This window comes from Tepidimonas charontis, from assembly GCF_007556685.1.
Taxonomy (GTDB): domain Bacteria; phylum Pseudomonadota; class Gammaproteobacteria; order Burkholderiales; family Burkholderiaceae_C; genus Tepidimonas; species Tepidimonas charontis.
Map to the genome: position 1 here is coordinate 18,656 of NZ_VJON01000022.1, position 26,234 is coordinate 44,889.

Annotated in this window: 23 protein-coding genes; 15 read left to right on the forward strand and 8 right to left on the reverse strand. The window is 66.6% G+C overall.

Annotation, left to right across the window (positions count from 1 at the left end; translation table 11 throughout):
• Window positions 1-19: 19 nt before the first annotated feature.
• Window positions 20-1,018 carry a glycosyltransferase family 2 protein gene (locus Tchar_RS07715; RefSeq protein WP_144328484.1) on the forward strand — a complete coding sequence of 333 codons (999 nt, stop codon included), beginning with the start codon at window positions 20-22 and terminating at the stop codon, window positions 1,016-1,018.
• Window positions 1,015-1,977 carry a lysylphosphatidylglycerol synthase transmembrane domain-containing protein gene (locus tag Tchar_RS07720; RefSeq protein WP_144328485.1) on the forward strand — a complete coding sequence of 321 codons (963 nt, stop codon included), beginning with the start codon at window positions 1,015-1,017 and terminating at the stop codon, window positions 1,975-1,977. The genes Tchar_RS07715 and Tchar_RS07720 overlap by 4 nt, the downstream gene beginning before the upstream one ends.
• A 43-nt stretch (window positions 1,978-2,020) precedes the next feature.
• Here the strand turns inward: Tchar_RS07720 and Tchar_RS07725 are convergent, their stop codons facing one another.
• From Tchar_RS07725 to Tchar_RS07750, 6 genes are all read right to left on the reverse strand, one after another.
• Complete coding sequence (locus tag Tchar_RS07725; protein WP_144328486.1) at window positions 2,021-2,806, reverse strand: peptidylprolyl isomerase; 786 nt, start codon at window positions 2,804-2,806, stop codon at window positions 2,021-2,023.
• Between the two features lie 83 nt (window positions 2,807-2,889).
• Window positions 2,890-3,189, reverse strand: coding sequence for a BolA family protein (locus tag Tchar_RS07730; protein ID WP_144328487.1), 300 nt, complete (start codon window positions 3,187-3,189; stop codon window positions 2,890-2,892).
• Window positions 3,186-3,719 (reverse strand): septation protein A, encoded by a 534-nt coding sequence (locus Tchar_RS07735; protein WP_144328488.1) that lies wholly within the window; start codon window positions 3,717-3,719, stop codon window positions 3,186-3,188. Before Tchar_RS07735 ends, Tchar_RS07730 begins: the two co-directional genes overlap by 4 nt.
• Window positions 3,720-3,936: 217 nt before the next feature.
• A complete protein-coding gene (gene msrB / locus Tchar_RS07740; protein ID WP_144328489.1) occupies window positions 3,937-4,404 on the reverse strand; it encodes a peptide-methionine (R)-S-oxide reductase MsrB in 468 nt (155 codons plus the stop codon).
• Window positions 4,405-4,450: 46 nt separating this feature from the next.
• Window positions 4,451-6,163 carry a protein adenylyltransferase SelO gene (locus tag Tchar_RS07745; RefSeq protein WP_144328490.1) on the reverse strand — a complete coding sequence of 571 codons (1,713 nt, stop codon included), beginning with the start codon at window positions 6,161-6,163 and terminating at the stop codon, window positions 4,451-4,453.
• Between the two features lie 105 nt (window positions 6,164-6,268).
• Complete coding sequence (locus tag Tchar_RS07750; protein WP_144328491.1) at window positions 6,269-7,057, reverse strand: Crp/Fnr family transcriptional regulator; 789 nt, start codon at window positions 7,055-7,057, stop codon at window positions 6,269-6,271.
• Between the two features lie 187 nt (window positions 7,058-7,244).
• Between Tchar_RS07750 and Tchar_RS07755 the strand changes: the two genes are divergently transcribed.
• The 13 genes from Tchar_RS07755 (at window position 7,245) to Tchar_RS07815 (ending at window position 23,469) form a co-directional block, all read left to right on the forward strand.
• Window positions 7,245-8,882 (forward strand): 3-(methylthio)propionyl-CoA ligase, encoded by a 1,638-nt coding sequence (locus Tchar_RS07755; protein ID WP_144328492.1) that lies wholly within the window; start codon window positions 7,245-7,247, stop codon window positions 8,880-8,882.
• A gap of 129 nt (window positions 8,883-9,011) precedes the next feature.
• A complete protein-coding gene (locus Tchar_RS07760; protein ID WP_201739330.1) occupies window positions 9,012-10,313 on the forward strand; it encodes a branched-chain amino acid ABC transporter substrate-binding protein in 1,302 nt (433 codons plus the stop codon).
• Between the two features lie 201 nt (window positions 10,314-10,514).
• The gene (locus Tchar_RS07765) at window positions 10,515-11,531 is read left to right on the forward strand and encodes a branched-chain amino acid ABC transporter permease (protein ID WP_144328493.1); all 1,017 of its coding nucleotides are present in this window, start codon (window positions 10,515-10,517) and stop codon (window positions 11,529-11,531) included.
• A gap of 18 nt (window positions 11,532-11,549) precedes the next feature.
• On the forward strand, window positions 11,550-12,845 hold the full coding sequence (locus Tchar_RS07770) for a branched-chain amino acid ABC transporter permease (RefSeq protein WP_144328494.1): 1,296 nt from the start codon (window positions 11,550-11,552) through the stop codon (window positions 12,843-12,845).
• Between the two features lie 45 nt (window positions 12,846-12,890).
• Window positions 12,891-13,688, forward strand: a complete 798-nt coding sequence (locus Tchar_RS07775; protein ID WP_144328495.1) for an ABC transporter ATP-binding protein — start codon at window positions 12,891-12,893, stop codon at window positions 13,686-13,688.
• Window positions 13,689-13,884: 196 nt separating this feature from the next.
• Window positions 13,885-14,583 (forward strand): ABC transporter ATP-binding protein, encoded by a 699-nt coding sequence (locus Tchar_RS07780; protein WP_144328496.1) that lies wholly within the window; start codon window positions 13,885-13,887, stop codon window positions 14,581-14,583.
• Window positions 14,584-14,860: 277 nt separating this feature from the next.
• Window positions 14,861-16,978 (forward strand): 3-hydroxyacyl-CoA dehydrogenase NAD-binding domain-containing protein, encoded by a 2,118-nt coding sequence (locus Tchar_RS07785; RefSeq protein ID WP_144328497.1) that lies wholly within the window; start codon window positions 14,861-14,863, stop codon window positions 16,976-16,978.
• 54 nt (window positions 16,979-17,032) lie between these two features.
• Window positions 17,033-18,208: an acetyl-CoA C-acyltransferase gene (locus tag Tchar_RS07790; RefSeq protein WP_144328498.1), complete on the forward strand. Its 1,176-nt coding sequence runs from the start codon at window positions 17,033-17,035 to the stop codon at window positions 18,206-18,208.
• 1 nt (window position 18,209) lies between these two features.
• Entirely contained in the window at window positions 18,210-20,066 is a 1,857-nt protein-coding gene (locus Tchar_RS07795) for an acyl-CoA dehydrogenase (RefSeq protein ID WP_144328499.1), read from the forward strand.
• Window positions 20,067-20,147: 81 nt separating this feature from the next.
• A complete protein-coding gene (locus Tchar_RS07800) occupies window positions 20,148-20,939 on the forward strand; it encodes an SDR family oxidoreductase (RefSeq protein WP_144328500.1) in 792 nt (263 codons plus the stop codon).
• A complete protein-coding gene (locus Tchar_RS07805) occupies window positions 20,920-21,417 on the forward strand; it encodes a PaaI family thioesterase (protein ID WP_236640385.1) in 498 nt (165 codons plus the stop codon). Before Tchar_RS07800 ends, Tchar_RS07805 begins: the two co-directional genes overlap by 20 nt.
• Before the next feature lie 106 nt (window positions 21,418-21,523).
• On the forward strand, window positions 21,524-22,543 hold the full coding sequence (locus tag Tchar_RS07810) for an NADP-dependent oxidoreductase (protein WP_144328502.1): 1,020 nt from the start codon (window positions 21,524-21,526) through the stop codon (window positions 22,541-22,543).
• A 17-nt stretch (window positions 22,544-22,560) separates the two neighbouring features.
• Window positions 22,561-23,469, forward strand: coding sequence for an SDR family oxidoreductase (locus tag Tchar_RS07815; RefSeq protein WP_144328503.1), 909 nt, complete (start codon window positions 22,561-22,563; stop codon window positions 23,467-23,469).
• A gap of 2 nt (window positions 23,470-23,471) precedes the next feature.
• On the opposite strand, the gene Tchar_RS14260 is transcribed toward Tchar_RS07815, so the two are convergent.
• Both Tchar_RS14260 and Tchar_RS14015 read right to left on the reverse strand, forming a co-directional pair.
• Window positions 23,472-25,088 carry a chemotaxis protein CheW gene (locus tag Tchar_RS14260; RefSeq protein ID WP_328592038.1) on the reverse strand — a complete coding sequence of 539 codons (1,617 nt, stop codon included), beginning with the start codon at window positions 25,086-25,088 and terminating at the stop codon, window positions 23,472-23,474.
• Window positions 25,088-26,017, reverse strand: coding sequence for a hypothetical protein (locus Tchar_RS14015; RefSeq protein ID WP_236640386.1), 930 nt, complete (start codon window positions 26,015-26,017; stop codon window positions 25,088-25,090). Before Tchar_RS14015 ends, Tchar_RS14260 begins: the two co-directional genes overlap by 1 nt.
• Between the last annotated feature and the right edge of the window lie 217 nt (window positions 26,018-26,234).

Genomic DNA, 26,234 nt, shown 5'->3' on the forward strand with positions numbered 1-26,234 from the left:
TCAGTTTCATCCTCATTCCATGGATACGCCTGTGCGCGCCGCCATTGACGCCGGCCAATCCGACCGTCCCGACGTGTCGGTGGTCATCCCAGTGTTCAACGAGTTCGACAACCTGCGTGACTTGGTGCAGCGCGTCGGCGCGGCGCTGGAGCCGACCGGCTGGACCTTCGAGCTGCTGTGTATCGACGACGGCTCCACCGACGGCAGCGCGGCCTTGTTGGCCCAGCTGGCGGGCCAGTACCCGTGGCTGCATCCGGTGGCCCTGGCGCGAAACTACGGTCAGTCCACCGCTTTGCAGGCCGGGTTCGAGCGTGCCCGCGGACGCTATATCGTCACGCTGGACGGCGATCTGCAAAATGACCCCCTCGACATTCCGGCGCTGATCGAGCGCCTGGAGACGGACCCGGAGGTCGATGTGATTTCGGGCTGGCGGCGCCAACGCCAGGACAAGGCCCTGTCGCGGCGGCTGCCTTCGGTGGTGGCCAATCGCCTGATCTCGTGGGCCACGCGCGTGCCGCTGAACGACTATGGCTGTGCGCTCAAGGCCTACCGGCGCGAAATCATCGAGCGCATTCGCCTCTACGGTGAGCTGCATCGCTTCATCCCATCGCTGGCGCGCGAAGTCGGTGCGCGTATCGTCGAGGTGCCGGTGCGGCATCATGCGCGCACGCGCGGTCAGTCGAAGTACGGCATCGATCGCACGTTTCGGGTCATTCTGGACCTGGTTTTGATCGTCTTTTTTCTGCGCTATCGGCAGCGGCCGCTGCATGCCTTCGGTGGCCTGGGTCTGTGGCTGCTCACACCGGGGCTGCTCATCCTGCTGTATCTGGGCGTGCAAAAACTGATGGGTGAAGACATTGGCATGCGACCGCTGTTGCTGGCCGGTGTCATGATGGTGCTGATGGGAGTGCAGCTGATCGTCGCCGGTCTGACCGGTGAATTGCTGATTCGCATCTACCACGAAGGGACCGCGCGTCCGCAGTACCACACGCGCCCCGTGAGCGCGCCGCGACCATGAGGTTGCCTGTGCGGCGCGTCTTCAAGCTGGGCGCTGCGCTGGTGCTGCTGGCCGCGGTGGCCTGGTGGGTCGATCCGCAACCGCTCGGGCAAACCCTGGCACGAGCCGATGCGTCTTGGGTGCTGATCGGTTTGCTGACCAGCACCGCTGCCAATGCAGCGTCGGCTTGGCGCTGGCGCGCCCTGGTGGACTGGATGGGCTGGCGCATGCCTCTGGCGTGGGCCCTGCCGGTGTATTTTCGCGGGGTGGCGGCCAATGCATGGCTGCCAGGCGCCGTGGTGGGCGGCGATGTGCTGCGCGCTTGGGCACTGCACCAGCGGGGGGTGCCGGTGGCGCAGGCCAGCGCATCGGTGCTACTCGATCGCCTCAGTGGTTTGTGGGTGTTGGGGGTCTTGGGCGTGGCGGGGCTGGCCCTCGGTCATGGTCTCGATCGGGCCTGGGCGCTGCTTGGGGGCGCAGCGCTCGACGAGAGCCAGATACTCGCGTTGCGGGGCGTCCTGTGGACGGTGGCCTTGCTGCTGCTGGTGCTGCCGTATGCGGTGTTGCGCTTGCCGGCCACCGCCTGGGGCGCGCGTTTGCCGCACTGGGGCTGGTGGCACCGGCTGGCGCATCACGCGCCGGGCCCCCAGGTGCTGCGCCAACTGCTGGGCTCTTTGGTCGTACAGGGGTTGTCGATTGCGACCTTGGGCGCGTGTTTACACGCGGTGGGCGCCCCCCTGCCATGGACCGTGGTGGCCGCCGCCGCCGTGCCGATTTTCGTCTTCGCCACGCTGCCCATCAGCTTCGGCGGCTGGGGCACGCGCGAGGCGGCCGCCGTGGCGGTTCTGTTGCCGCTGGGCGTCAGCGGCGCGCAGGCCATGGCGGCGTCGGTGCTGTATGGCTTGTTTCCGGTCGTGCAGTCGGCGCTGGCGCTGTGGCCGCTGCCGGCCGCCAACGCGACGCGGCCGCCGCAGCGCTGATCACGGATGACCCGTGCCCGTGCCCTGGCGGCCGCGGGGTTTTTCATTGCACTTTGGCCTTGGCGCGCAGCTCTTCCTGGAACTGCACCAGGCGCTGTTGCTGCATTTGTTGCTGCAGCTGCGGCTTGACGTCGTCGAACGGTGGCACCTGGGCCGCACGGGTGTCGTCCAGGCGAATGACGTGCCAGCCAAAGGGCGATTGCACCGGCGTGCGCGTGACTTCGCCTTTGTTGAGGGCCTTCATGGCGTTGCCGAATTCGGGCACGAACATGTCGGGGGTGGCCCAATCCAGATCGCCCCCCTTGGCGGCGGAGCCCGGATCTTTGGAGCGCTGCTTGGCCAGGTCCTCGAAGCGCGTCCCCTTGTCCAGCTCGGCGAGGACGGCTTTGGCTTCCTCTTCGCTGCCCAACAGAATGTGGCGTGCCCGGTATTCTTGCCCCATTTGCTTGACCAGACGGTCGTACTCGGCACGCAGTTCGGCGTCGGTGACCGGTTGGCGGCGTTGCTGGTCGGCGAACAGCTCGCGAATCAGTACGGTCTGGGTGGCCAGCTCGAGCTGGGCCTTGACCTCGGGCCGCGCGCGCAGACCGCGCCGCTCGGCTTCCTGCACGAAAATCTCGCGCAGGATGGCCTCTTCGCGCAACTGTTGGCGCGCCGCATCGTCCACGGGGCGGCCAGCGCGCGCCATTTGTTGCTCCAGTGCCTGCAGCCGCGCGCTGGGCACCGGCTTGCCATTGACGATGGCCAGATTCTGGGCGTGCGCTGCGGTGGATACAGCGGCGGCAGCAAGACACGCGGCCAGCGCCGCGTGCGACAGAGCGTATTTCATGGATGCGAGACTCACAAAAAAGAGACAGAGAAAAGCGCTGGCGTAGACACCCGGCGACTGGGTGCAGCCAGCCAATGAAACGGTCATTCTGGCGGCAGCACCTCGATGGCCAAGGCATGCAATCCGGCCTGAAACGCCGGGCGCAGCGCATCATACACAAGGCGGTGAGCGGCGACCCGAGAGCGGCCGCGCAGGGCGGCTGCGGCGATGCGGATGCGAAAATGCGTACCTTGCCCCAGGGCATTGGCGCCGGCGTGTCCGGCATGCGCAGCGCTCTCGTCGATGACGTGCAGCTGCGTGGGCTGCAGTGCCTGGCGCAGCAAGGTCTCGATCCAAGCTGCGGTAGGCCCTGCCTCGCTGGTGGTGGGGGCGTGGTCGTTCATGTCATGTCGTCCTTCAGGTGCCGCGCCACGTAGACGCCTTGGCCGATCAGGAACAGCACCGGGAAGATATATCCCCACAGTTTGAAATCCACCCAGGCGTCGGTGGAGAAAAACGCCGCGACGTAGGCGTTGAGGGCCGCCATGAACAGGCAGTAGCCAACCCATGCCAGCGTCAGGCGCGTCCACACCGAGTGCGGCAGGCGCAACTGCGTGCCAAGCAAGAGCTGCAGGACGTTTTTTTTCCACAAACCCTGCGCGGCCGCCAACGCCAATGCCATGGCGCCATACAGGACGGTGGGCTTCCACTTGATGAAGCGATCGTCGTGCAGGATCAGGGTGAGCGCACCAAACGCCAGCACCAGCAGCAGGGTGACTTTGTGCAGGGTTTGCAGCCGCCGGTCGATGGCGTAGATGAGCGCGGTTTGAGCCAGGGTCGCGCCCATCAGCACGGCGGTGGCCACATAAATGCCCTGCCACTGGTAGGCCAGAAAAAACAGGACGATGGGAAAAAAATCGATCAACAGGCGCATGGTGGGATTATCCCGCGTTCAGCGCGGGCGTGTGGGGCGACCAACTCGGTCTCTTGGCAACAGGCGCCAACACTGACAGCGCACACCGCCGAGCGCGTGGGCCATGGATGCCGTCACGATCGGCTTGTTGGCAGCCGTGGGGGCGCCGCAGCAGCCGTCAGAGGGCGCCAGCGGCGGGACAGGCGGGCGCTGGCCGAGGCACAAGCGCAGGCCGCGATCAGCAGGCGTCATCAGCGGGCAGAGGCTGCCACTGCAGGGCGGCAGAGTTCATGCAATAACGCAGTCCCGTTGGTGGTGGACCGTCGTCGAACACGTGGCCCAGATGGGCACCGCACTGGGCGCACAGGGTCTCGGTGCGGATCATGCCGTGGCTGCGATCGAGTCGCTCGACGATGGCGCCGGGCACGGCCCGCCAGAAACTGGGCCAACCGCAGCCAGCGTCGAACTTGGCATCGCTGTCGAACAGATGAGCCCCACAGGCCACGCAGTGGTAGCGCCCGAGCTGCCACCAGTCGGCGTAGCGCCCGGTGAACGCCCGCTCGGTGGCAGCGCGGCGCGTCACTTCATAGGCCAGCGGCTCTGCTTCGCCGCGCGCGATTTTGGCGTCGAGCCAGGCGCGCCACTCGGCCTCGTCCTTCTGTATCGGAAATGGCGTGGTGGGGTGGCGTGCGGCGGAGATCGGCATCGTCGGATCGTATTGGGATGAGGGATGAAGGGGCGGGTGGGGCGCTTTACGATGAACAACTGATACGCAGTCGTGCGGCCCACGCCGGCGGAAAAGCGGTCAAGTCAGGATCATCGGGTTCGTCGTACGGCTGCAGGAGCGCGGCCAGCAGTCGGTCCACGGCGCTGGCGTCGCCCGCTAGCGCCTCCGCGATGGCTTGCTGCGCCAGGTGGTTGCGCAAGACCACCCGTGGGTTGGCGGCGCGCATGCGCGCCCACGCCGCTGCAACGTCATCGGCACGGGCACGTTGACGCCAATCGGCGGCCCAGGCATCGAAGGCATCGCGCTGCAGAAAAAGGTCGCGCACCGGCTGCAAGGCGGTGTGGGCGCTGGCTGCATCGCTGCTGAGCGCGCCCTCGCCAACCGCGTCGGTCAGACGCCGCCAAAAGATGGGGTAGTCCACCTGGTCGGCCTGCATCAGCTGCAACAGATGTTCGATGAGACGTGCGTCGGCCTCGGCGCGTTCGGCCAAGGGTTGCATTCCGAGCTTGGCCAACATGCGCGTCTGCAGGGACCGCCAGAAAAGATCGCGGTAGGGCCGCAGCGCGGCGTGTGCTTGCGCCACGTCGTCCAGTAGCGGCAGCAGGGCCTGGGCCAGACAGTGCAGATTCCAGTACGCCACCTGCGGTTGGCGCGCGTAGGCATAGCGGCCGCCGTGGTCGGACGCATTGCAAATGTGCCGTGCATCGAAGGCATCCATGAACTGGTAGGGGCCGTAGTCCAGCGTCAGCCCAAGGATGCTCATATTGTCGGTATTCATGACGCCGTGGCAAAAGCCCACCGCCTGCCAGGCCGCCAGCAGCCGCGCGGTGCGCCGCGTTACCGCCTCCAGCAGGCGCGCGTACGGGTTGGGGCAACCATCGGTGGCCCAGGGCGGCTCCGCGCCCGTTAGGGGGGCGTCCGGTTCGTTGTGCGCGGGGCTGGCGGGCTGCCCGTCGCTCGTCGCGGCCGAGGGGTACGACCGCGCGCCGTGCGCGTCGGCCACGTCGGCCGGTCCGTCGGGCGTGCGGCAACGCGGGTAGAAGTGGTCGATGACGAAATCGGCCAGCTGGCGCAGCTCGGCCAGCGCGCTCACGCTGGCGAAGTGCTCGAAGTGTCCGAACCGGATGAAGCTGGGCGCCAGGCGCGTGACGACGGCGGCCATTTCGATCGTTTCGCGCCACACCGGGGCGCTGGAGCCGATGACACACAAGGCACGCGTGGTGGGGATGCCCAGGGCGTGCATCGCTTCACTGGCCAGAAATTCGCGGATCGAGCTGCGCCAGACGGCACGCCCGTCCCCCATACGTGAGTAGGGGGTGCGGCCGCTGCCTTTGAGCTGCACCTCGCACAGCCCAGATCGGCTGGGGCTGTCGCCCAGCAGCAGCGCGCGTCCGTCGCCGAGCTGCCCCGCCCATGCGCCGAACTGATGTCCGCTGTAGACCGTGGCCACCGAGTGTGCGCCCGGCAGCGGCGCGCAGCCGCTCAGGGCCGCGCACAGTGCCTCGTCGGCCCAGTGTGGCGGCAGCCCCAGATCAGCCGCCGCCGCTGGACTGTGTCCCAGCCAGCGCGGCTGGGGCAGCGGCTGCGGCGCCACGGGTGTAAAAAAGGACGGCCCGAGCGCCAAGAAGCGCGCCGGCTGCAATGTCCAGGGGGCCGAGGCGGGCGCGCGGGCACTGCCGGGCGGCTCCAGGCGCTTTGCTGCCGTATCAGCGGCTGGTTGCGGGACCAGGACGTTCATGCGGGCATTGTCGGGCGTTCGCGGCAACCTTGTGCCCGCTGGGGATGTGTCAGACGGTGTGCACCGCAGCCGGTAGCGCGACCGCGTGCCGCGCAGCGCGGTGCATCATCGCCGCGGATGCTGGGCTGGCGGTGCGTCCTTGGCACTTTCGAAGGCGGCGCCCACGGGACGCGGGTCGCTGCAGGACGTCAAGTGGCTTGGCGCCAAGGCGGCCGGGTCGGTGCCGAGCATATGCGACAGCGCCTCAGGCTGCAGCACGTCGATGCGGCTGAACTCCAGCGAGATCCAGCCGCGCGCCTCGAACGCTTTGAGCACGCGGTTGGTCGTCTGGCGCGACAGCCCGGCCAGATGTCCCAGGTCCTCCTGTGAGACGGTGATGCGCCTGACACCAGCCTGGCAAAACATCATCAGGTACTGTGCGACCCGCACTTCGGGCGAGCGCAGGCGCCCGGCCTCGATAGCCGTCATCGCCTGCCCCAGACGCAAATTGAGCCGTTCGATGAGAAAGTGGTTGAACGGTAGGCTGGTTTCGTACAGTTGGCGAAACAGCGGCACCGGCATGCCGATGAGGGTGGTGTCGCGCAGCGCCAGCACGTCGTAGCGCCAGGCGCCGCCGTTGAGCACCGTGCCTTCGCCGAACCACTCACCGGCTGGCACGCTCAGAAAGGCCGAGATGCGCCCATCGGGTGCGGCCGTTTGCAGCTTGGCCATGCCCGACAGCACCCCCCACCAAGCCTGTACCGGCGTGCCGCGGCGCAGCAGCAGCTCGCCCCGGGCGGCGCGCAGCCACAGCATCGACTCGATCAGGGTTTGTCGCATACCGGCATCGAGCGAGCCGAACCAAGGTTGCTGAGCCAAATAAATACGGGCTGGGTGGCGGGTGTCGATGGTCATGATGGGTATCTGGGGCAAGCGCCGTCGCATCAGGTGTCTGGCATGCGACAAAGACGACGATGCCTGCGGGTTAGTCTGGATGACAGCGGGTGTTGAGGGCGGTCATGATGCCGTAAGCTTATCCCAGCGGTCGGCGGCGGATGCCGCTGCCTCGCCCGCCCACCCATCACGCCGAGGAGGACCTGTCATGCTGGGTCTGATGCAAGACCGACCATTGCTGATCGCCGATCTGATCGAACACGCCGCGCGCCACCATGGCGATGTCGAAATCGTTTCGCGCCGGGTGGAGGGCGACATCCACCGCACCACCTACCGCCAAGCTGCCGGGCGAGCGCGCCAAGTGGCGCATGCCCTGGACGCCTTGGCCCTGCCACAGGGCGAGCGCGTGGCCACGCTGGCCTGGAATGGTTACCGACACTTCGAACTGTATTTCGGCGTCAGCGGCTCCGGGCGTGTGCTGCACACCATCAACCCGCGCCTGCTGCCCGAGCAGATCGCGTGGATCGTCAATCATGCCGCAGATCGGGTGCTCGCCTTCGACATGACGTTTTGGCCGATCGTCAAGGGCATCGCTGCCAAATGCCCCACGGTCAAGCTGTGGGTGGCGCTGTGCGACGACGCGCACCTGCAGCGCCTGACGGCCGAGGGCACGATCGCCAACCTGGTGAGTTACGAGACCTGGATTGGCTCGCACCCGACGCGCTACGACTGGCCGGTGTTTCCCGATGATACCGCCAGCAGCATGTGCTACACCAGTGGCACCACCGGGCACCCCAAGGCGGCTCTCTACAGCCACAAGTCCACGATCCTGCACGCCTATGCCGCCGCCCTGCCGGACGTGATGTGCCTGAGCGCGCGTGATTGCGTGCTGCCGGTGGTGCCCATGTTTCACGTCAACGCCTGGGGTATCCCATACTCGGCTGCGGCCGTGGGCTGCAAGCTGGTCTTTCCCGGGGCGCAGCTCGACGGCAAATCGGTGTACAAGCTGTTGGACACCGAGCGGGTGACGATGGCCGCCGGCGTGCCCACCGTCTGGCAGATGTTGCTGGCGCACATGGACGCCAACGGCCTGAAGTTGCCGGCGCTGCAGCGCACCGTCATCGGCGGCTCCGCGTGCCCCCCGGCGATGATTCAAGCCTTCCGCGAGCGCTATGGTGTGGAGGTGTTGCACGCCTGGGGCATGACCGAGCTCAGCCCACTGGGCACCCTGTGCACGTTGAAGAACAAGCACTTGCTGCTGCCCGAAGAAGAACAAATGAAGATTCGCCTCAAGCAGGGGCGGGCCATCTTCGGCATCGACATGAAGGTGGTGGGGCCGGACGGGCAAGAACTGCCCTGGGACGGGCAGAGCCAGGGCGAGCTGATGGTGCGCGGCCCGTGGGTGATTCGCGACTACTACCGCAGCGACAAGCCTTCGCCACTGGTCGATGGCTGGTTTCCCACCGGCGATGTCGCCACCATCGACCCCGACGGCTACATGCAGATCACCGACCGCAGCAAGGATGTCATCAAATCGGGCGGTGAGTGGATCAGCTCGATCGATGTGGAAAACATCGCGATGGCCCACCCGGCGGTGCAGATGGCAGCCTGTATCGGTGTCAAGCACCCCAAGTGGGACGAGCGGCCGATCGTGGTCGTCGTCAAAAAGCCGGGCATGGACGTGACGCGCGAGGAGCTACTCGCCTTCTACGAGGGCAAGTTGGCCAAATGGCAGATTCCGGATGACGTCGTCTTCGTCGATGCCATTCCGCTGGGCGCCACCGGCAAGATGCAAAAAAACAAGCTGCGCGAGATGTTGGCAGGCTACCGTTTGCCGGGGCTGTGAGGCCACGGTGAAGCGACTGTTGTTGGGAAGACAGTCGCGCACGTGATAGGGGTGCGGGGTTTCCCCTGATCGTGCAGCGCCCCAGACCCGTTACGCTCGAGACGTTCACCACCCAGAAGGAGACATACCATGACGTTCGTATTCAAGCCCCTCGCGGTTGCCGCCATGATTGGCTTGGCATTGACCGGCGTGGCGCAAGCCCAGAGTGCCCGCCAGGCGGCGCGCCAGCAGGCTGCTGCCGCCGCGAACGCCCCGCTGGCCGGCCAGACCGTCAAGATCGCCTGGATCGACCCGTTGTCGGGCCTGATGGCCCCGGTGGGCTCGAACCAGGTGCGCAGCTTTCAGTTTTTTGCCGAAAAGTTCAGCGGCCCCAACCCGTACAACCCGGCGGGCGTGAAGTGGGAGGTGGTGCCGTTCGACAACAAGCTCAGCCCGGCCGAGAGCTTGACCGCCCTGCAGTCCGCCATCGACCAGGGCATCCGCTACATCACCCAGGGCAATGGCTCGTCGGTGGCGGGGGCGCTGATCGAGGCGGTGGCGCGCCACAATGCACGCAACCCCGGCAAGGAGGTCATCTTCCTCAACCACTCGGCGGTGGATCCGGACTTCACCAACAGCAAGTGCAACTACTGGCACTTCCGCTTCGATGCCGACACGTCGATGAAGATGGAGGCGCTGACCACGTTCATGAAAGATCAGCCCGACATCAAGAAGGTCTATCTGCTCAACCAGAATTACTCGCACGGTCATCAGGTGGCCAAGTACGCCAAGGAGCTGCTGGCACGCAAGCGCCCGGATGTCGAGATCGTCGGCGAGGATCTGCATCCGCTTGCGCAAGTGCGCGATTTCGCCCCATACATCGCCAAGATCAAGGCATCCGGGGCCGATGCGGTCATCACCGGCAACTGGGGCTCGGATTTGGCGCTGCTCGTCAAGGCGGCGATGGAGGGCGGCTACACCGGTAAGTTCTATACCTACTACGCCGGGGTCACGGGGACGCCCACTGCGCTGGGCACCCAAGCCGAAGGCCGCGTCTACCAAGTGTCGTACAACCACTACAACATGGGCGGCGACATGCAGAAGTGGCAGGACGAGTTCAAGAAGCGCTTCAATGCCGACTTCTACACCGGCTCGGTGATTCACATCTTCCGCTCGCTGTCGGAAGCGATGGCGAAGGCCAAGAGCACCGATCCGGTACAGGTGGCCAAGGTTCTGGAGGGACTGAAGTTCACCAGCTACAACGGCGAGGTCGAAATGCGCCGCACCGACCATCAGCTGCAGCAGCCGTTGTACCTGACGCGCTGGCAAAAGGCCGATGCCAAATTCCCGTATCGGGTGGAAAACACCGAAATGACGTTTGCCTTGGTACGTGAATTCCCAGCCTACATCGCCAGCACGCCCACCAGCTGCAATATGCAGCGCCCAGGCTGATGCGCCGAGCCCGGCGCTCGGTTTCGTGCGGTCCAGCGGGCGCCGGCGTTTGGCCACTCCGCCCGCCCTCGCACGACCCAGGCGCCGCTTGACCATGCCGGGCCCGCTTGGCTTCGCCTGGGGTGTTGCGCCAAATCCGGTGCCACATGGTGAGCGCCGCTCGACCGCTGGCGGCGTACCTCTTTGCCTGAAGGCTTCTCGATGGAATTCGTCATCGTCTCACTGCTCAACGGCGTCAGTTACGGGTTGCTGTTGTTCATGCTCAGCTCCGGTTTGACGCTGATTTTTTCGATGATGGGCGTCTTGAACTTCGCCCACGCCAGTTTTTACATGCTGGGGGCCTACGTTGCCTATGCGCTGTCGGGCATCGTCGGCTTTTGGGTGGCGCTGCTGCTGGCGCCGCTGCTGGTGGGGCTGGCGGGTGCGCTGTTCGAAAAGACCAGCCTGCGCAAGGTGCACCCATTTGGCCATGTGCCGGAGCTCCTGATCACGTTTGGCCTGTCGTACGTGGTCCTGGAGTTGGTGCAGCTGGTGTGGGGGCGCTCGGCGGTGAGCTTTACGCCGCCGGCCGCGCTGCAGGGGCCGGCGTTCACCCTCATTCATACGGCGCAGGACACGATGGCGTTTGCGTGGGGACAGGCGCCGGCCGAGGTGTGCGCACAGGCCGCCTGTACACCGTTTCCGGCCACCCGGGCGTTCATGATGCTGGTGGCCGTCGGCATGTTGGTGACGCTGTGGTTGTTGATCACGCGCACGCGTGTGGGCCTGATCATTCAGGCGGCGTTGACCCATCCGCAGATGGTCGAGGCGCTCGGTCACAACGTGCCGCGCGTGTTCATGCTGGTGTTTGGCATCGGCACCGGGTTGGCGGGTTTGGCTGGTGTCATCGGCGGCGTCACCTTCGTGACGGAGCCCGCGATGGCCGCAGCCTTGGGGGCCATCGTCTTCGCGGTGGTGGTCATCGGCGGCTTGGGGTCGTTGCCGGGTGCGTTTCTGGCGTCGCTGCTCATCGGCGTGATCCAAACCTTCGCCGTCTCGATCGACCACTCGATCGGCTCCTTGTTGACCCGCATCGGTGTGCCGTTGGGCGAGGCGCTGGCGAGCAAGGACTTTTTGCGTCTGACCTTGTCGCAGGTTGCGCCCGTGTTGCCCTACCTGTTTCTGGTGCTGATCTTGATTTTCCGGCCCAAGGGGCTGCTGGGTACCCGTGACCACTGACCCCGACGCCTTGCCACCATGACGCGCGCCTACTACACCTTCACCCCCTACAACGTCGGCCGCTGGATCATCTGGACTGCCTTTGCGCTGGTGCTGCTGCTGGCGCCGCAGGTATTCACCAGCAATCTGGCGGTGAGCATGCTGTCGCAGATGGGCATCGCCATCATCGCCTGCTTGGCCTACAACATATTGCTCGGCCAGGGCGGTATGTTGAGTTTCGGCCATGCCGTCTACAGCGGCTTGGGTTCGTACTTTGCCATTCACACACTGCTGAAGGTGGCCCAGGGTGAGCTGGCGGTGCCGGTGTCGCTGATTCCCCTGGTGGGCGGACTGGCCGGCTTGTTTTTCGCCTTTTTGTTCGGTTATGTGACGACACGCAAGGCCGGTACGGCATTCGCGATGATCACGCTTGGTGTCGGCGAGCTGGTGTTTGCGCTGTCGTTGATGTTTTCGGACTTTTTCGGTGGCGAGGCCGGCATCACCGCCGATCGCGTCGTCGGTGAACCGTTTTTCGGTATCACCTTTGGCCCCACCGTGCAGGTGTACTACCTGATCGCGGTGTACACCTTCGTCTGTGTGGCGGCGATGTACGCGTTTACCCGCACCCCGCTGGGGCGCATTCTGAATGCGGTGCGCGACAATCCGGAGCGCGTCGAGTTCATCGGCTACAACACGCAGATCGTGCGCTATCTGGCCTTCATGGTGTCGGGCTTTTTCGCCGGTATCGCGGGCGGGCTGGGTGCCATTCTGTTCGAAATCGTCACCGCCGAAGTGGTGGGGCCGCTGCGCTCGGGTGCCTATTTGCTGTTTACGTTTCTGGGTGGGGCCACCTTTTTCTTCGGGCCCATCATCGGCGGCATCCTGATGGTGCTGGCGCTGGTGTTTTTGTCCGAGCTGACCAAGGCCTGGCTGCTCTATCTGGGCCTGGTGTTCATGTTCATGGTGATGTACGCGCCCGGTGGCATCGCCAGCTTGATCATGATGAACCTGCGCGTGGCGGCCTTTGGCCGGCTGCGCGAGCTGTGGGTGAGCTACCTGGCGCTGGGCATCACCGGGGTGGTCGCCTTGCTGGGGGCCGGGGCGCTGATCGAGATGGTGTATCACCTGCAACTCAACGCCGCCATCGGTCCGCACGTCGAGTATCTGGGTGCACGCCTGGACAGCAGCCGTGCCGAGAGTTGGGTCGGCGCCGTATTCGTGATGTTGACGGGCGTCGGTTTGTTCGAGCTGGCGCGGCGGCATTTCCGCGCCCATTGGAACGAGATCCAGGCCGATATCGAGAAGGAAATCAAGCGGCGCGAAATGATGGCGTGATACTGGTCGTCGGCGTTTCGTGCAGCAAGGATTGGAGTCAAGGCGATGAATGCCACCCCGTCAACAGAGGCGCCCGTACTGGAGCTGCGCAACGTTTGGAAACGTTTTGGCAAAACGGAAATTATCCGTGGCGCCAATTTGGCCGTTCGCGGCGGCGAGCGGGTGGCGGTGATCGGTCCCAACGGCGCTGGCAAGTCCACGCTGTTCAACCTCATCAGCGGGCGCTTTGCGCCCAGCAGCGGGGAAATCTGGCTCAACGGACAGCGCATCGATGGCAAGAAGCCCTACCAGATCAACCGCATGGGCTTGAGCCGTAGTTTCCAGATCACCAATATTTTCCCCAAGCTCAGCGTATTCGAGAACCTGCGCTGCAGCGTGCTGTGGAGTTTGGGTTATCGCTACACGTTTATCAGGTTTCTCGCCGACCTCGACGATGCCAATGAACGCGCCGAAGCGTTGTTGGACCGTATCGGCCTGCACAAAAAGCGCGATACGCTGGCGATGAATCTGACCTACGCCGAGCAGCGTGCGCTGGAGATTGGCATCACCATCGCCGGTGGTGCCAGCGTCATCCTGCTCGATGAGCCGACCGCCGGAATGAGCAAGAGCGAGACGCGGCGCTTCATCGAATTGATCCGCGAGGTCACCGAGGGCAAGACGCTGCTGACGGTGGAGCACGATATGGGGGTGGTTTTTGGCTTGGCCGACCGCATCGCCGTGGTGGTGTACGGCGAGGTGATCGCCTTCGACACGCCCGAGGCCGTGCGCGCCAACCCGCGTGTGCAGGAGGCGTATCTGGGTTCGGTGCTGGCGCAGCAGCAGGCGGCGGAGGTCGCCCACTGAATGCGGTGGCGGCGTTGCAGCCGTGTTTCGCGCTGCTGTGCGGGGCCGCCGCCGGTGGGTACGCTGGTGCATCACCGCCGGGTGCGGGCAGCCGCGATTTGGCCCGCCGTGATCGCGCGCCGACCGCCTTGTTTGATGCACCGGGGTGATGGGGCGGGCTGGCCGCCATTTTTCTGACGTTTGACTCGTCCACAAGATGCTGCAAATCGACAACCTCCACGCCTTTTATGGCAAGAGTCATGTGCTCCACGGAGTGCACTTCCACGTCGGCGCCGGCGAAATCGTGGCCTTGCTCGGGCGCAACGGCTCGGGGCGTTCGACCACCGCCAAGGCGATCATGGGACTGGTGGACGCCGAGGGTGACATTCGCTTCAAGGGCGAGCGCATCACCGGCCTCAAGCCGTTCGAGGTGGCGCACCGCGGCATCGGTTATGTGCCGGAGAGCCGTGACATATTCCCCAAGTTGACGGTGCATCAGAATCTTCAGCTCGGCGTCAAGGGCAGCGGCAAGGGGGCGCGCTGGAGCTTCGACGACATGTACGCGATGTTTCCCCGCCTGCGCGAGCGGCGGCACACCGAGGCTGGCGTCCTCTCGGGTGGGGAGCAGCAAATGCTGACGCTGTGCCGCACGCTGATGGGCGACCCGGATCTGATCATCATCGACGAACCCACCGAGGGGCTGGCGCCCAAGATCGTGGAGCAGGTGGCCGACTATCTGCGCGCGCTCAAAGCCAAGGGCATTTCGGTGCTGTTGATCGAGCAAAAGCTCACCATCGCGCTCGAAATCTCCGACCGCGCCTTGGTGATGGGGCATGGCAGCATCGTCTTCGATGGCACACCGGCCGAACTCAAGGCCAACCCCTATGTGCGCCGCGAGTGGTTGGAGGTGGGGTGAGGTCCAGTGCGCGCGCGTATCGCCTGCGCGGCGCTTCAGGCCCACGACGAGGGTCGGTGGTGCAACCCGCACACGGGTCGGCCGACCCAACGTTGGGGCGTTGCGAGGCCGTTGGATGCAGCGGGATAGCGGCGGCGTTGTGCTGCGACGCGCAGGTGACAGGCCGCTGGTGCCACGAAGCGCCAGACCGACCTAGAATGCAGCAAAATCGAACGATCGTTCGCTCGACTCCAAGACTCGTGTCCATTTGCGTTTGTTTCGTCATCGAGGAGGCACCATGACCGCTCACTACCAGGTCCACGGCGACGTTGCCGTCATCACCTTGGACAATCCCCCCGTCAACGGGCTCGGGCTGTCCACGCGGCAGGCCATCGCCCAAGGACTGGACCGCGCCAACGACGACCCTGCCGTGCGCGCCATCGTCTTGATCGGGGCAGGGAAGGCCTTCTCGGGCGGGGCCGACATCAAGGAATTCGGTTCGCCAAAGGCGTACCAGGATCCCAACCTGCTCAGCCTGATCCTGGCGTTGGAGCACAGCGCCAAGCCGGTGGTGGCGGCCGTGCACGCGGTGTGCATGGGTGGCGGGCTCGAATTGGCGCTGGGGGCCCACTATCGCATCGCGGCGCCCGGCACCAAGGTCGCACTGCCCGAGGTCAAGCTGGGACTCATCCCCGGGGCGGGGGGCACACAGCGGTTGCCGCGCGTCATCGGAGTGGAGGCGGCGCTGAACATGATCGTCAGCGGCGAGCCGGTGCCGGCGGAAGTGCTGGCCGGGCTGCCGGGACAAAAGCTGTTCGACCGCCTGGCTGGCAGCGCCGAGACGCTGCTGGATGAGGCGCTGGCGCTGGCGCGCGAAGTGGCCGAGCGCCACGCCCGCGGCGAGCCGCTGCCGCGCGTGCGCGATCTGCGCTGCCGGCACCCGCATGGGGACGCGTACTTTCAGTTTGCCCGCAACATGGTGGGCGCGCAGTCCAAGCACTACCCAGCGCCGCTGAAGTGCATCGACGCCGTACAAGCCGCCACCACGCGTCGCTTCGACGAGGGGCTCGCATTCGAGCGCGAAACCTTCCTCAACCTGATGACGACCCCGGTGTCGATTGCGCTGCGCCATTTGTTCGTGGCCGAGCGCGCGGCCAGCAAGATTGCCGACGTGCCGGAGGATACGCCGCTGCGCCCGGTGCGCTCGGTGGCCATTATCGGCGCCGGCACCATGGGCAGCGGCATTGCCATCAACTTCCTGAATGTCGGCCTGCCAGTGACGCTGCTGGAGGCCAAGGACGAGGCGCTGCAGCGCGGCGTGGCGCACATCCGCTCCGTGTATGAGGGGCAGGTGAAAAAAGGCAAGCTCACGCCGGAGCAGGCCGAGCAGCGCCTGGGCGCCTTGCGCACCACCTTGTCCTACGAGGACATCCGTGATGCGGACCTGGTCATCGAGGCGGTGTTCGAGGACATGGAGGTCAAGCGCCGCGTGTTCGAGCAGCTCGATGCGGTGATGAAACCAGGCGCGATCCTGGCCACCAACACCTCGACGCTGGATGTCAATCGGATCGCCGCCTTCACCAAACGGCCGCAGGACGTGATCGGCACGCATTTCTTCAGCCCCGCCAACGTGATGAAGCTGCTGGAGGTGGTGCGCGGCGACGCCACGGCCAAGGATGTGCTGGCCACCATCATGGCCCTGGGCAAAAAAATCAAGAAGACCTGCGTGGTTTCGGGCGTGTGTGACGGCTTCATCGGCAACCGCATGATCGAGCAGTACAGCCGTCAGGCCGGCTTTTTGCTGGAGGAGGGCTGCACGCCGGCGCAGGTGGACCGCGCGATCGAAGCATTCGGTTTTGCCATGGGGCCATTTCGCATGAGCGACCTGGCGGGCAACGACGTGGGCTGGTACATCCGCAAGCGCCGCTACGTCGAAAAACCTCATCTGCGCTACAGCAAGGTGGCCGACCGCTTGTGCGAAATGGGGCGCTTCGGACAGAAGACGGGCGCGGGCTGGTATGACTATCAACCCGGCAAGCGCGACGCCATCCCGAGCCCGGTTGTCGAGCAGATGATCGCCGACTATCGCCAAGAGCTCGGCATCACGCCGCGTGCGATCAGCGATGAGGAAATCGTGCAGCGGCTGGTGTTTGCCCTGGTCAACGAAGGCGCGCACATCCTGGAGGAGAAGATCGCCGCGCGCGCCAGCGACATCGACCTGGTGTATTTGACCGGTTACGGCTTTCCGGCCTGGCGCGGCGGACCGATGCACTACGCCGAGCAGTTCGGCTTGTTCAACGTGATGCAGGCCATGAAGCGCTTTGCCAAAAATCCGCACGATGACGCGGCTTTCTGGCAGCCGGCACCTCTGATTCAGCGACTGGTGGCCGAGGGCAAGGGCTTTGCGGCAGCTTGAGCGCCGCCGCTGCCGCCTCCAGAGCACGAAAGAACCGAACGACGAGGAATATCCATGAGTAACGCAGTCATCGTTTCCACCGCGCGTACCCCACTGGCCAAGAGCTGGAAGGGTTCGTTCAACATGACCCATGGCGCCACCTTGGGCGGGCACGTCGTGCGCGCCGCCATCGAGCGCGCGCGCCTGGACCCGGCCGAGGTCGAGGACGTCATCATGGGTTGTGCCAACCCCGAAGGCGCCACGGGCTGGAATATCGCGCGCCAGATTGCGCTGGCGGCGGGCTGCCCGGTCAGCGTCTCGGGCTTGACCGTCAACCGTTTCTGCTCCTCGGGTCTGCAAACCATTGCGCTGGCCGCCCAGCGCATCATGTCCGGCGAAGGCGAGATCTACGTCGCTGGCGGGGTGGAGAGCATCTCGTGCGTGCAAAACGAGATGAACAAGCACATGATGACCGACCCCGCTTTGCTGGCGCGCAAACCCGAGATTTACTGGACGATGCTGCAGACCGCCGAGCAGGTGGCCAAGCGCTACGGTATTTCGCGTGACGCGATGGACGAGTATGGTGCCGCCAGCCAGCAAAAAGCGTGTGCGGCTGCCGCGGCGGGCAAATTCGACGATGAAATCGTACCGATCACGGTGACCGCTGGCGTGTACGACAAGGTGCGAGGCCTGATCACCAAGGAAGTGACGGTAACGCGCGACGAGGGTCTGCGCGAAGGCACGACCAAGGAAGCGATCGCCAACATCAAGCCGGCCTTGCCCGGCGGGGTGGTGGCGGCGGGCAACGCCAGTCAATTCTCCGACGGCGCGGGCGCCTGTGTGGTGATGGACGAGCGCGTGGCCGAGCGCAAGGGGTTGCAGCCGCTGGGCCGTTTTTTGGGATTTGCGGTGGCGGGCTGCGAGCCGGACGAAATGGGCATCGGCCCGGTGTTTGCGGTGCCCAAGGTGCTGCAGCGCCTGGGGTTGACGGTGGATGACATCGATCTGTGGGAGCTGAACGAAGCGTTTGCGGTGCAGGTCATCTACTGCCGTGACCGCTTGGGTATCCCCAACGATCGCCTCAACGTCAACGGCGGCGCCATCGCCATCGGCCACCCCTACGGCATGAGCGGCCAGCGCCTGACTGGACACGCCCTCATCGAAGGCAAGCGGCGCGGGGCCAAACGCGTGTGCGTGACGATGTGCATCGGCGGAGGTATGGGCGCCGCCGGGGTGTTCGAGGTGTTGTGAGATGGCCCAGGGTTTGCGCGCGGCCATCGACTTTCTGCTGTACGAGTGGCTGCGGGTGCAGACCCTGGCCACGCGGGCGCGGTATGCCGAGCACAGCCGAGAGACCTTCGACGCGGTGCTGGACACCTGCGAACGCATCGCGCGCGACAAATACGCGCCGTTCAACCGCTTGGTGGACACCGAGGAGCCACGCTTCGACGGCGAGCGGGTGATCCTGCCGGCCGCCACGCATGAGGCGTGGCGTGCCTACGCCGACAGCGGGATGCTTTGCGCCGCCCAGGATTACGCGATTGGCGGCATGCAACTGCCCTACGTCGTCGAGGCGGCGGGCAATGCGTTTTTCGCGGCTGCGTCGGTGAGTATCGGCGCGGGTATGCTGACGGTGGGCAACGCCAATTTGCTGATGGCGCACGGTACCGCGGCGCAACAGCGCGCATTCGCGCTGCCGCAGTTCGCCGGCCGTTTTGCCGGCACCATGTGCCTGAGCGAGCCGCAAGCCGGCTCCAGCCTCAGCGACATCGCCACCCGCGCCGTGCCCGACGGGCCAGGCCATGAAGACGATCCGCTCGGTCCGCGCTATCGCCTGCGCGGCCACAAAATGTGGATCTCGGCGGGGGAGCACGAACTCACGGAGAACATCGTCCATCTCGTGCTGGCCAAAATCCCGGGGGCGGATGGGCGGCTGCCGGCAGGGGTCAAGGGCATTTCCCTGTTCATCGTGCCCAAGTGGTTGGTCGATCGGGACGGTCGGCCAACCGGGCAACGCAACGACGTCGCCTTGGTGGGGCTCAACCACAAATGCGGTTGGCGCGGCACGCCCAATACGCTGCTCAATTTTGGCGAAGGCCGTTTTCCCGTTGCCGGTGCTGGCGTTGGGTCCGGACTGGACGGGCAGGGCGCCGGCGCGATCGGCTACCGAGTCGGCGCTGCCGGGGATGGTCTGCGCCAAATGTTTCACATGATGAACGAGGCGCGCATCGGTGTCGGCATGGCCGCGACGATGCTGGGTATGGCTGGCTACTTGGCGAGTCTGGACTATGCGCGTACGCGCCAACAGGGGCGACGGCTTGGCCCGGCGGGCAAGGATCCGGCCCAGCCGCCGGTGCGCATCATCGAGCACGCCGATGTCAAGCGGATGCTGCTGGCGCAAAAAGCCTATTGCGAGGGCGCCTTGGCGCTGGAGTTGTACTGCGCCCGGTTGGTGGACGAGCTGCGCACCGGCGACGCCGAGGCAGCGCAGCAGGCGCACCTGCTGCTGGAGCTGCTCACGCCGATTGCCAAGAGCTGGCCCAGCGAGTGGTGTCTGGAGGCCAACAGCCTGGCCATCCAGGTGCACGGCGGCTACGGCTACACACGCGATTTTCCGGTCGAGCAGTACTGGCGTGACAACCGTCTGAACATGATTCATGAGGGCACACATGGCATCCAGGCCCAGGATCTGCTCGGACGCAAGGTGCTGATGCAAGGCGGGTCGGCGCTACGGGCCTTGCGCGCGCGCATCGATGCAACGGCAGGTCGGGCTGGTGCGCTGCCCGAGTGGGCCCAGGCCAGTGCGGTGTTGCAACAGGCGTGGCAACGCATCGAAGGGGCGGCGCACGCCGCATGGGCCAGCGGCGATCCGACCGAGGCACTGGCCAATGCCGTGCCTTACATGCAAGCCTTCGGGCATGGCGTCATCGCGTGGTTGTGGCTGGATGTGGCGTGCGCAACCGTCGGCCGCGAGGATCCGGCCAGCGTTGGTCGGCGGCAGGCCTGCCACTATTTTTTCCGCTACGAGTTGCCCAAGATCGACGCCTGGCTTGCCGTGGTGCAGGCGCGCGACCGCACCTGTGCCGACATGCCCGAAGAGGCGTTCTGAATGACCGCGGCAGCGCGGCTCGGCCCTGCCGCTGCGGTTTGCCCGACTTTCCCCATTCATTGAGCAGGAGATACCGACACCATGAGCCGATCGATCCAAACCCTTTTCGATTTGAGCGGCCGCACCGCGCTGGTCACCGGCGGCTCGCGCGGTTTGGGGCTGCAGATGGCCCAGGCGCTGGGCGAGGCCGGGGCCAAAGTGATGCTGACCGCGCGCAAGGCCGACGAGCTGGAAGAGGCCACAGCGACGCTGCAGGCGCAGGGGATCGATGCGCGCTGGGTGGCAGCCGACTGCGCGCGCGAAGACGACATCCACCGTTTGGTTCGAGAGACGCTGCAGCGCCTGGGCGACGTCGATATCCTGGTCAATAACGCCGGCGCCGCTTGGGGCGCTCCGGCCGAGGAGCATCCGCTCGACGCCTGGGACAAGGTGATGAACCTGAATGTGCGCGGCTACTTCATCCTCAGCCAGCTCATCGGGCGCGAGAGCATGATTGCCCGCCGCCGCGGCAGCATCATCAACGTGGCCTCGATCGCCGGGCTGGGTGGCAATCCGCCTGATATGCGGACCGTGGCCTACAACACCTCCAAAGGGGCGGTGATCAACTTCACGCGCGCCTTGGCGGCCGAGTGGGGGCGCTACGGTATCCGCGTCAACGCTATCTGCCCCGGCTTCTTCCCCAGCAAGATGACGCGCGGCACGCTGCAGGCGATGGGCGAGCAGCGCCTGGCCGCTGCCGCCCCACTGAATCGCTTGGGTGACGACGAAGATCTCAAGGGCACGGTGGTGCTGTTCGCCTCGGATGCGGGCAAGCACATCACCGGGCAATGGTTGGCGGTGGACGGAGGCGTCAGTGCGGTCATCGGTGGATGAGGCAGCGCCCGATCTGCCCTTCAGTGTGCACGTCCCCTTCGTCGAGCTGCTGGGCTTTCGCCTGCGGCGTTGGGACGAAGGGGTGGCCGAGCTGGTCTACGAGCCCGCCGAGGCGCACCTGAACTCATTCGGTGTGGTGCACGGCGGCGCCAGCATGACCTTGCTGGACGTGGCCCTGGCGCATGCGGCGCGCAGCGTGCAGCGCGACATGGGGGTGGTCACCATCGAGATGAAGACCAGCTTTTTTCAGGCTGCGCGTGGGCCGCTGCGTGCCACCGCGCGCTTGCTGCATCGCACCGCGACGCTGGCGTTTGCCGAAGGTGAGATCCGCGATGCGCACGAGCGCCTGTGCGCCCACGCCAGTGGAACGTTTCGCTACGTGCGCCGCTTGCCGGTGGGCGGGCGTGAGGTGCAAGCCCTGCGGCGCATCGAAGCGGCGCAGGACGCAAACCCGCTGCCACCGTCTCCGCCGGCCTGATGGCGTGTCCCCGCCACCGGCTCCCATGGCCGGTCGCGTGCCCTTGCCGTCGGCGGCATCAACCGTTTCCAACCCACACTCAAACCGGCTTCAGAAGGAGTACCGTATGCCGCGCAATCGTCAGATTTGGCTCGTCAGCCGCCCGCAGGGCGAGGCGAACGTGGACAACTTCCGTTTGGTGGAAAGCGAAACCCCACCCCTGGCCGAGGGCCAGGTGCTGGTGCGTCACCACTATCTGAGCTTAGATCCGTACATGCGTGGTCGCATGAACGAGGGCAAAAGCTACGCCGAACCGCAGCCGCTCAACCAGGTGATGATCGGCGGCACGGTCGGGCAGGTGGTGGAAAGCCGCCATCCGCGCTATGTGCCTGGTGACTGGGTGGTGGGCATGGGCGGCTGGCAGGAGTACAGCGTGGTCGATGGCAATGCTGCCGGCCTGCTGCGCAAGGTGGACGTCTCGCGCATCCCGCCCAGCCACTATCTGGGCGCGGTCGGCATGCCCGGCGTGACGGCTTGGTACGGCTTGGTCAAGATCATCGAGCCCCGCGCCGGCCAGACCATCACCGTCAGCGCCGCCGCCGGCGCCGTGGGCAGCGCGGTGGGCGTGCTGGCCAAGCAGCGCGGCTGCCGGGTGGTGGGCATCGCGGGCGGCCCGGACAAATGCGCCTATGTGCGCGACGAACTGGGGTTTGATGACTGCATCGACTACCGCCAATATCCCGATCTGCGTGCGCTCGCGAGCGCGCTCAAAGCGGCGTGCCCGAACGGCATCGATGGTCACTTCGAAAACGTCGGCGGTACGGTGCTCGATGCGGTGATGCTGCGCGCGAATGCGTTCTCGCGCGTGGCGCTGTGCGGCATGATCGCCGGCTACGACGGCCAGCCGCTGCCGATGCTCAACCCGGCGCTGATCCTCATCAGCCGCATGCGCATCGAGGGCTTCATCGTCAGCGAACACATGGAGGTGTGGCCGCAGGCCCTGGCCGAGTTGAGCGAGCTGGTCGGCAGCGGGCGTTTCCGCCCGCGCGAGACCGTGGCGCACGGCATCGAGTCGGCACCCGAGGCGTTTTTGGGGCTGCTCAAGGGCCGCAATTTCGGCAAGCAGCTCGTCAAGCTGGTGGATTGAACCGCGAGGGCCCGCCCATGATCACCGACTTCGTCGGCCGCACGGCCGTCATCACCGGGGCCGGCTCCGGCTTCGGGTTGGAGGTGGCGCGCATCGCGATGCAGCGCCGCATGAACCTGGTGCTGGTGGACGTACAGCCCGATGCGCTGGAGCGCGCCCGCGCTGAGGCGGAGGCGACCGGCGTGCCGGTGCTGGCGCGGCGCGTCGACGTGGCCGACGCGGCCCAGATGGACGATCTGGGCCAGGCCGTGCAGGCCCGCTTCGGCGCGCCGCACTTCGTCTTCAACAACGCCGGCGTGGCCGCCGGCGGGCTGGTGTGGGAAAACACCGTCGCCGACTGGCAGTGGGTGCTGGGCGTCAACCTGTGGGGCGTGATCCACGGTGTGCGTGTCTTTACGCCGATGATGCTGGCCGCGGCGCAGGCCGATCCCGCCTGGCGCGGCCACATCGTCAACACCGCCAGCATGGCCGGGCTGCTGACGACGCCCAACATGGGGGTCTACAACGTCAGCAAGCACGCGGTGGTGGCGCTGACCGAGACGCTATACCAGGATCTGCGCCTGGTCACCGATCAGATCGGCGCCAGTATGCTGTGTCCGTATTTCGTGCCCACGGGCATCAGCCACAGCGAGCGCAATCGGCCCGCCGCGCTGCCGGCGGCGCCGCCCACGCGTAGCCAGTTGATCGGTCGGGCGATGAGCGAAAAAGCCGTGGCCAGCGGCAAAGTCAGCGCTGCCGAGGTGGCGGCGCGCACCTTCGAGGCCATTGAGCAGGGCCGGTTCTACATCTACAGCCACCCGCATGCCCTGGCACCGGTGGCGCAGCGCCTGCAGGCGATCGTCGAGGGCCGCAACCCTCCCGACCCGTTCGCCGACCGGCCGGAGGTCGGCGCGCAGTTGCGCGCGGCGCTGCGTTCAGGCGGCTGACGTCAGGCGGCTGAAGCCAGCCGCCCCTCGCCCTGCCGCAGGGCGGCGAACAGCCGCACGGTGTCCACCACCGGGATCAGCACCTCGCCGCCGCGGGCGCGGATCAGGCGGTCGATCAGCCGCCGCGCGGCACCGCCGAACGGCGCCTCGATGATCTCGTTCGGCGCGAACCCCGGCACGGCGTGCAGCTCGTCGACCAGCAGGCCGGCGGTCTGGCCGCTGTGCTCCACCAGGATGATCTGGCGGCCCTGCACGGCGGTGTCCGCCGGGGCGGCGACGCCGAGCAGGCGGCCGAGGTCGTACACCCACAGGAAGTGGCGCACGGCGGTGTTGTCGGTCGGCGGCAGCAGACCGACGCGCGCCGGGTGGCCGCCGGCCGGGGCGCTGGTCATGCGCTCGGCCGGCACCGCCTCGCGCACGCACGCCGCATCCAGCGCCAGCAGGTCGTTGCCGAGGTAGAAGGTGGCGTACTCCTGCCCGCCGCGCGCCGCGCCGTGCGTCCAGCCGTCGTCGTGGGCGCCGCCGACCCGGGCGCTGGCGCGCCGTACCGGGCCCAGCGTCTCGATCACGAAGGCCAGCACGTCGTCGCGGTAGCCGTCGCTGGTCTTGAACTCGCGGTAGCCGGCCGAGGCCGAGGCGCCCAGCAGCACGTAGTGCCCCTCGTGCTCGATGACGCGGCTGGCGGTGGCGCCGTTGGGCAGCTCCAGCCACGGCCCGGCGGCCGCCAGCACCGTCCCCACCGGCGTGGCCGGGTCGGTGCTGGCGATGACGCGGCCCTGCCGGTCGGTCAGGTAGGCGCGCGCGTCCGGCCGCTGGCCGACGGCGCGGCGCAGCATCGCCAGCAGCTCGCGCTCGGCGTGGAAGACGATGCCGATGCCGCCGACGACGTGGCCGTCCTCCGGGTGGCGGATCGCGGCGTGGTAGGTGTAGGTCGGGCGTCCGTCGGTCCACGGCTCCACCTGGAACGGCGAGACGTGGTAGCGCTGCTCGTCTTGCAGCGCCAGCACCGCCTGCAGCGTGGCCTCGTCGACGCGGCGGCCGACCAGCCCGTCGTCGCCGCCGTCGTGCGACTGGGCGACGATGCGCCCGCCGCGGTCGTAGACGAACAGCCGCGTGTAGACGGTGTAGAGCGAGTGGATGTAGCGCAGCAGCGGCGTGATCGTCTCGCGCGCACCGTCCTGGGGCTCCGGCTGCGCCAGGATGGTGCGCAGCTCCGGCGTCATCGCCCACCAGCGGCAGTCGTCGGCGCGCTCGTACAGGTTGCGGTCCAGCAGGTCCACCGCCAGGTGGGCGACGAAGCCGACGCGCTGCAGGCCGGAGGCCAGCACGGTGTCGTAGAGGTCGCGCACCGACTGCGCGAACAGCGTGTTGCTGCGCGCGCCGGTCTCGCTGATCTGGTCGAGGATGGTCTTGAGGCGCTGGCGGTCGATGTCGCGCCCGGCGGTGACGACCTGGCCGTTCCACACCACGCGGCGGATCGACTCGGTGGTGCGGATCACCTCGTACAGCGGCGGGCTGAAGCTGCGCGCGTGCGACAGCAGGCCGGCGGCGGTGCCGGGGGCCAGCGCCTCCAGCGCGCTGCCCTCGTCGCGCGTGAAGGCCAGGTCCACCGGCACCATCACCTGCCCCTGCCAGCCCTCCGGGCCCAGGTAGCCCTGGTAGCCATCGGCACGGCGCGTGCAAACCAGGTACTCGCGCCCGGCGTGCAGCAGCAGGCGCGGCGCGCCGTCGGGATTGACCGGCACGCGCGCGCCGCGCCCGATCCAGTGCTCGTCGGAGCTGGCGATGACGCGCGCCTGAGCGTCCAGCAGCAGCAGGATGGAGCGGAGCGGCCGGCCGGGTCGCCGTGCGAGCGGAAGATGCCGGCCATCTCGGCCTCGAAGCCGAACACCAGGCACAGCACGCCGGCCGGCTGGCGCGTCGTCGGGTGCAGCATGCGTTGGGCGTAGATGAGGCTGGCGCCCAGCCCGGGGCGCAGGTCGGTCGGGCGAAAGATCTGCACGTAGCCGTCCGAGGCCAGTGCCTGCTCGAGCAACGGGTCCTGCGTGCCCTCCACCGCGTGCGCGGGGTCGGTCTGCACCAGCGCGTTGCCTTGCGGGTCCAGCAGCAGGATCTCGTCGTACATCGTGTACTTGCGCCGGTACGACAGCAGCCGCGCGCGCACGGCGTCGACGTCGCGCGTCAGCCCGGCGACGAACTCGCACAGCACGCGGTCGGTGGCCAGGAAGCCGACGTCGGCGGTGCGCTCGTACAGATTGCGCACGACGATGTCGATCACGTAGCCGGCGCGCGTGCCCAGCGCCGCCATGGCGTGGTCGATCTTCTCGGCCACCAGGCTGCGCACCAGCTCGCGCTCCAGCCGGTCGAAGCCGGCGCGCGTGGCGGCAATCGTCGGCAGGATGGCCTGCGCCTCCTGCGGGCAGACCATGCGCGCGGTCGACTCGATCAGGCGCCACATCAGGTTCAGCTCGCGCAGCGACGTCTCGCAGCGCGTGACGTCGGGCATGTAGGGCAGGTAGTTGTCGATGGGGACGGCGGGCAGACTCATGGGCGGGCGGAATGCGGGTGGAGATGAATTGTACCGCCCCCAATTGATTGGACACAGATTTGCAGCTCATGCGGCCTTCCGGGTGGCATGAGACTGCCGGGCTTCGAGGGGTGACATGAAGCCCAGTTTTTCGAGACGCCAATGACGATTGTAACGATCCCTGAACTCGGTCACGGCCTGCCGCACTTCTTCGAGGTTGTGGAAGGTGCGGCCATGG

Coding starts and splice junctions, on each gene's coding strand:
- Tchar_RS07715 (WP_144328484.1), top strand. CDS start 20: ATGGATACGCCTGTGCGCGCCGCCATTGACGCCGGCCAATCCGACCGT.
- Tchar_RS07720 (WP_144328485.1), top strand. CDS start 1,015: ATGAGGTTGCCTGTGCGGCGCGTCTTCAAGCTGGGCGCTGCGCTGGTG.
- Tchar_RS07725 (WP_144328486.1), bottom strand. CDS start 2,806: ATGAAATACGCTCTGTCGCACGCGGCGCTGGCCGCGTGTCTTGCTGCC.
- Tchar_RS07730 (WP_144328487.1), bottom strand. CDS start 3,189: ATGAACGACCACGCCCCCACCACCAGCGAGGCAGGGCCTACCGCAGCT.
- Tchar_RS07735 (WP_144328488.1), bottom strand. CDS start 3,719: ATGCGCCTGTTGATCGATTTTTTTCCCATCGTCCTGTTTTTTCTGGCC.
- msrB (WP_144328489.1), bottom strand. CDS start 4,404: ATGCCGATCTCCGCCGCACGCCACCCCACCACGCCATTTCCGATACAG.
- Tchar_RS07745 (WP_144328490.1), bottom strand. CDS start 6,163: ATGAACGTCCTGGTCCCGCAACCAGCCGCTGATACGGCAGCAAAGCGC.
- Tchar_RS07750 (WP_144328491.1), bottom strand. CDS start 7,057: ATGACCATCGACACCCGCCACCCAGCCCGTATTTATTTGGCTCAGCAA.
- Tchar_RS07755 (WP_144328492.1), top strand. CDS start 7,245: ATGCTGGGTCTGATGCAAGACCGACCATTGCTGATCGCCGATCTGATC.
- Tchar_RS07760 (WP_201739330.1), top strand. CDS start 9,012: ATGACGTTCGTATTCAAGCCCCTCGCGGTTGCCGCCATGATTGGCTTG.
- Tchar_RS07765 (WP_144328493.1), top strand. CDS start 10,515: ATGGAATTCGTCATCGTCTCACTGCTCAACGGCGTCAGTTACGGGTTG.
- Tchar_RS07770 (WP_144328494.1), top strand. CDS start 11,550: ATGACGCGCGCCTACTACACCTTCACCCCCTACAACGTCGGCCGCTGG.
- Tchar_RS07775 (WP_144328495.1), top strand. CDS start 12,891: ATGAATGCCACCCCGTCAACAGAGGCGCCCGTACTGGAGCTGCGCAAC.
- Tchar_RS07780 (WP_144328496.1), top strand. CDS start 13,885: ATGCTGCAAATCGACAACCTCCACGCCTTTTATGGCAAGAGTCATGTG.
- Tchar_RS07785 (WP_144328497.1), top strand. CDS start 14,861: ATGACCGCTCACTACCAGGTCCACGGCGACGTTGCCGTCATCACCTTG.
- Tchar_RS07790 (WP_144328498.1), top strand. CDS start 17,033: ATGAGTAACGCAGTCATCGTTTCCACCGCGCGTACCCCACTGGCCAAG.
- Tchar_RS07795 (WP_144328499.1), top strand. CDS start 18,210: ATGGCCCAGGGTTTGCGCGCGGCCATCGACTTTCTGCTGTACGAGTGG.
- Tchar_RS07800 (WP_144328500.1), top strand. CDS start 20,148: ATGAGCCGATCGATCCAAACCCTTTTCGATTTGAGCGGCCGCACCGCG.
- Tchar_RS07810 (WP_144328502.1), top strand. CDS start 21,524: ATGCCGCGCAATCGTCAGATTTGGCTCGTCAGCCGCCCGCAGGGCGAG.
- Tchar_RS07815 (WP_144328503.1), top strand. CDS start 22,561: ATGATCACCGACTTCGTCGGCCGCACGGCCGTCATCACCGGGGCCGGC.
- Tchar_RS14260 (WP_328592038.1), bottom strand. CDS start 25,088: ATGGTGCCGGTGGACCTGGCCTTCACGCGCGACGAGGGCAGCGCGCTG.
- Tchar_RS14015 (WP_236640386.1), bottom strand. CDS start 26,017: ATGAGTCTGCCCGCCGTCCCCATCGACAACTACCTGCCCTACATGCCC.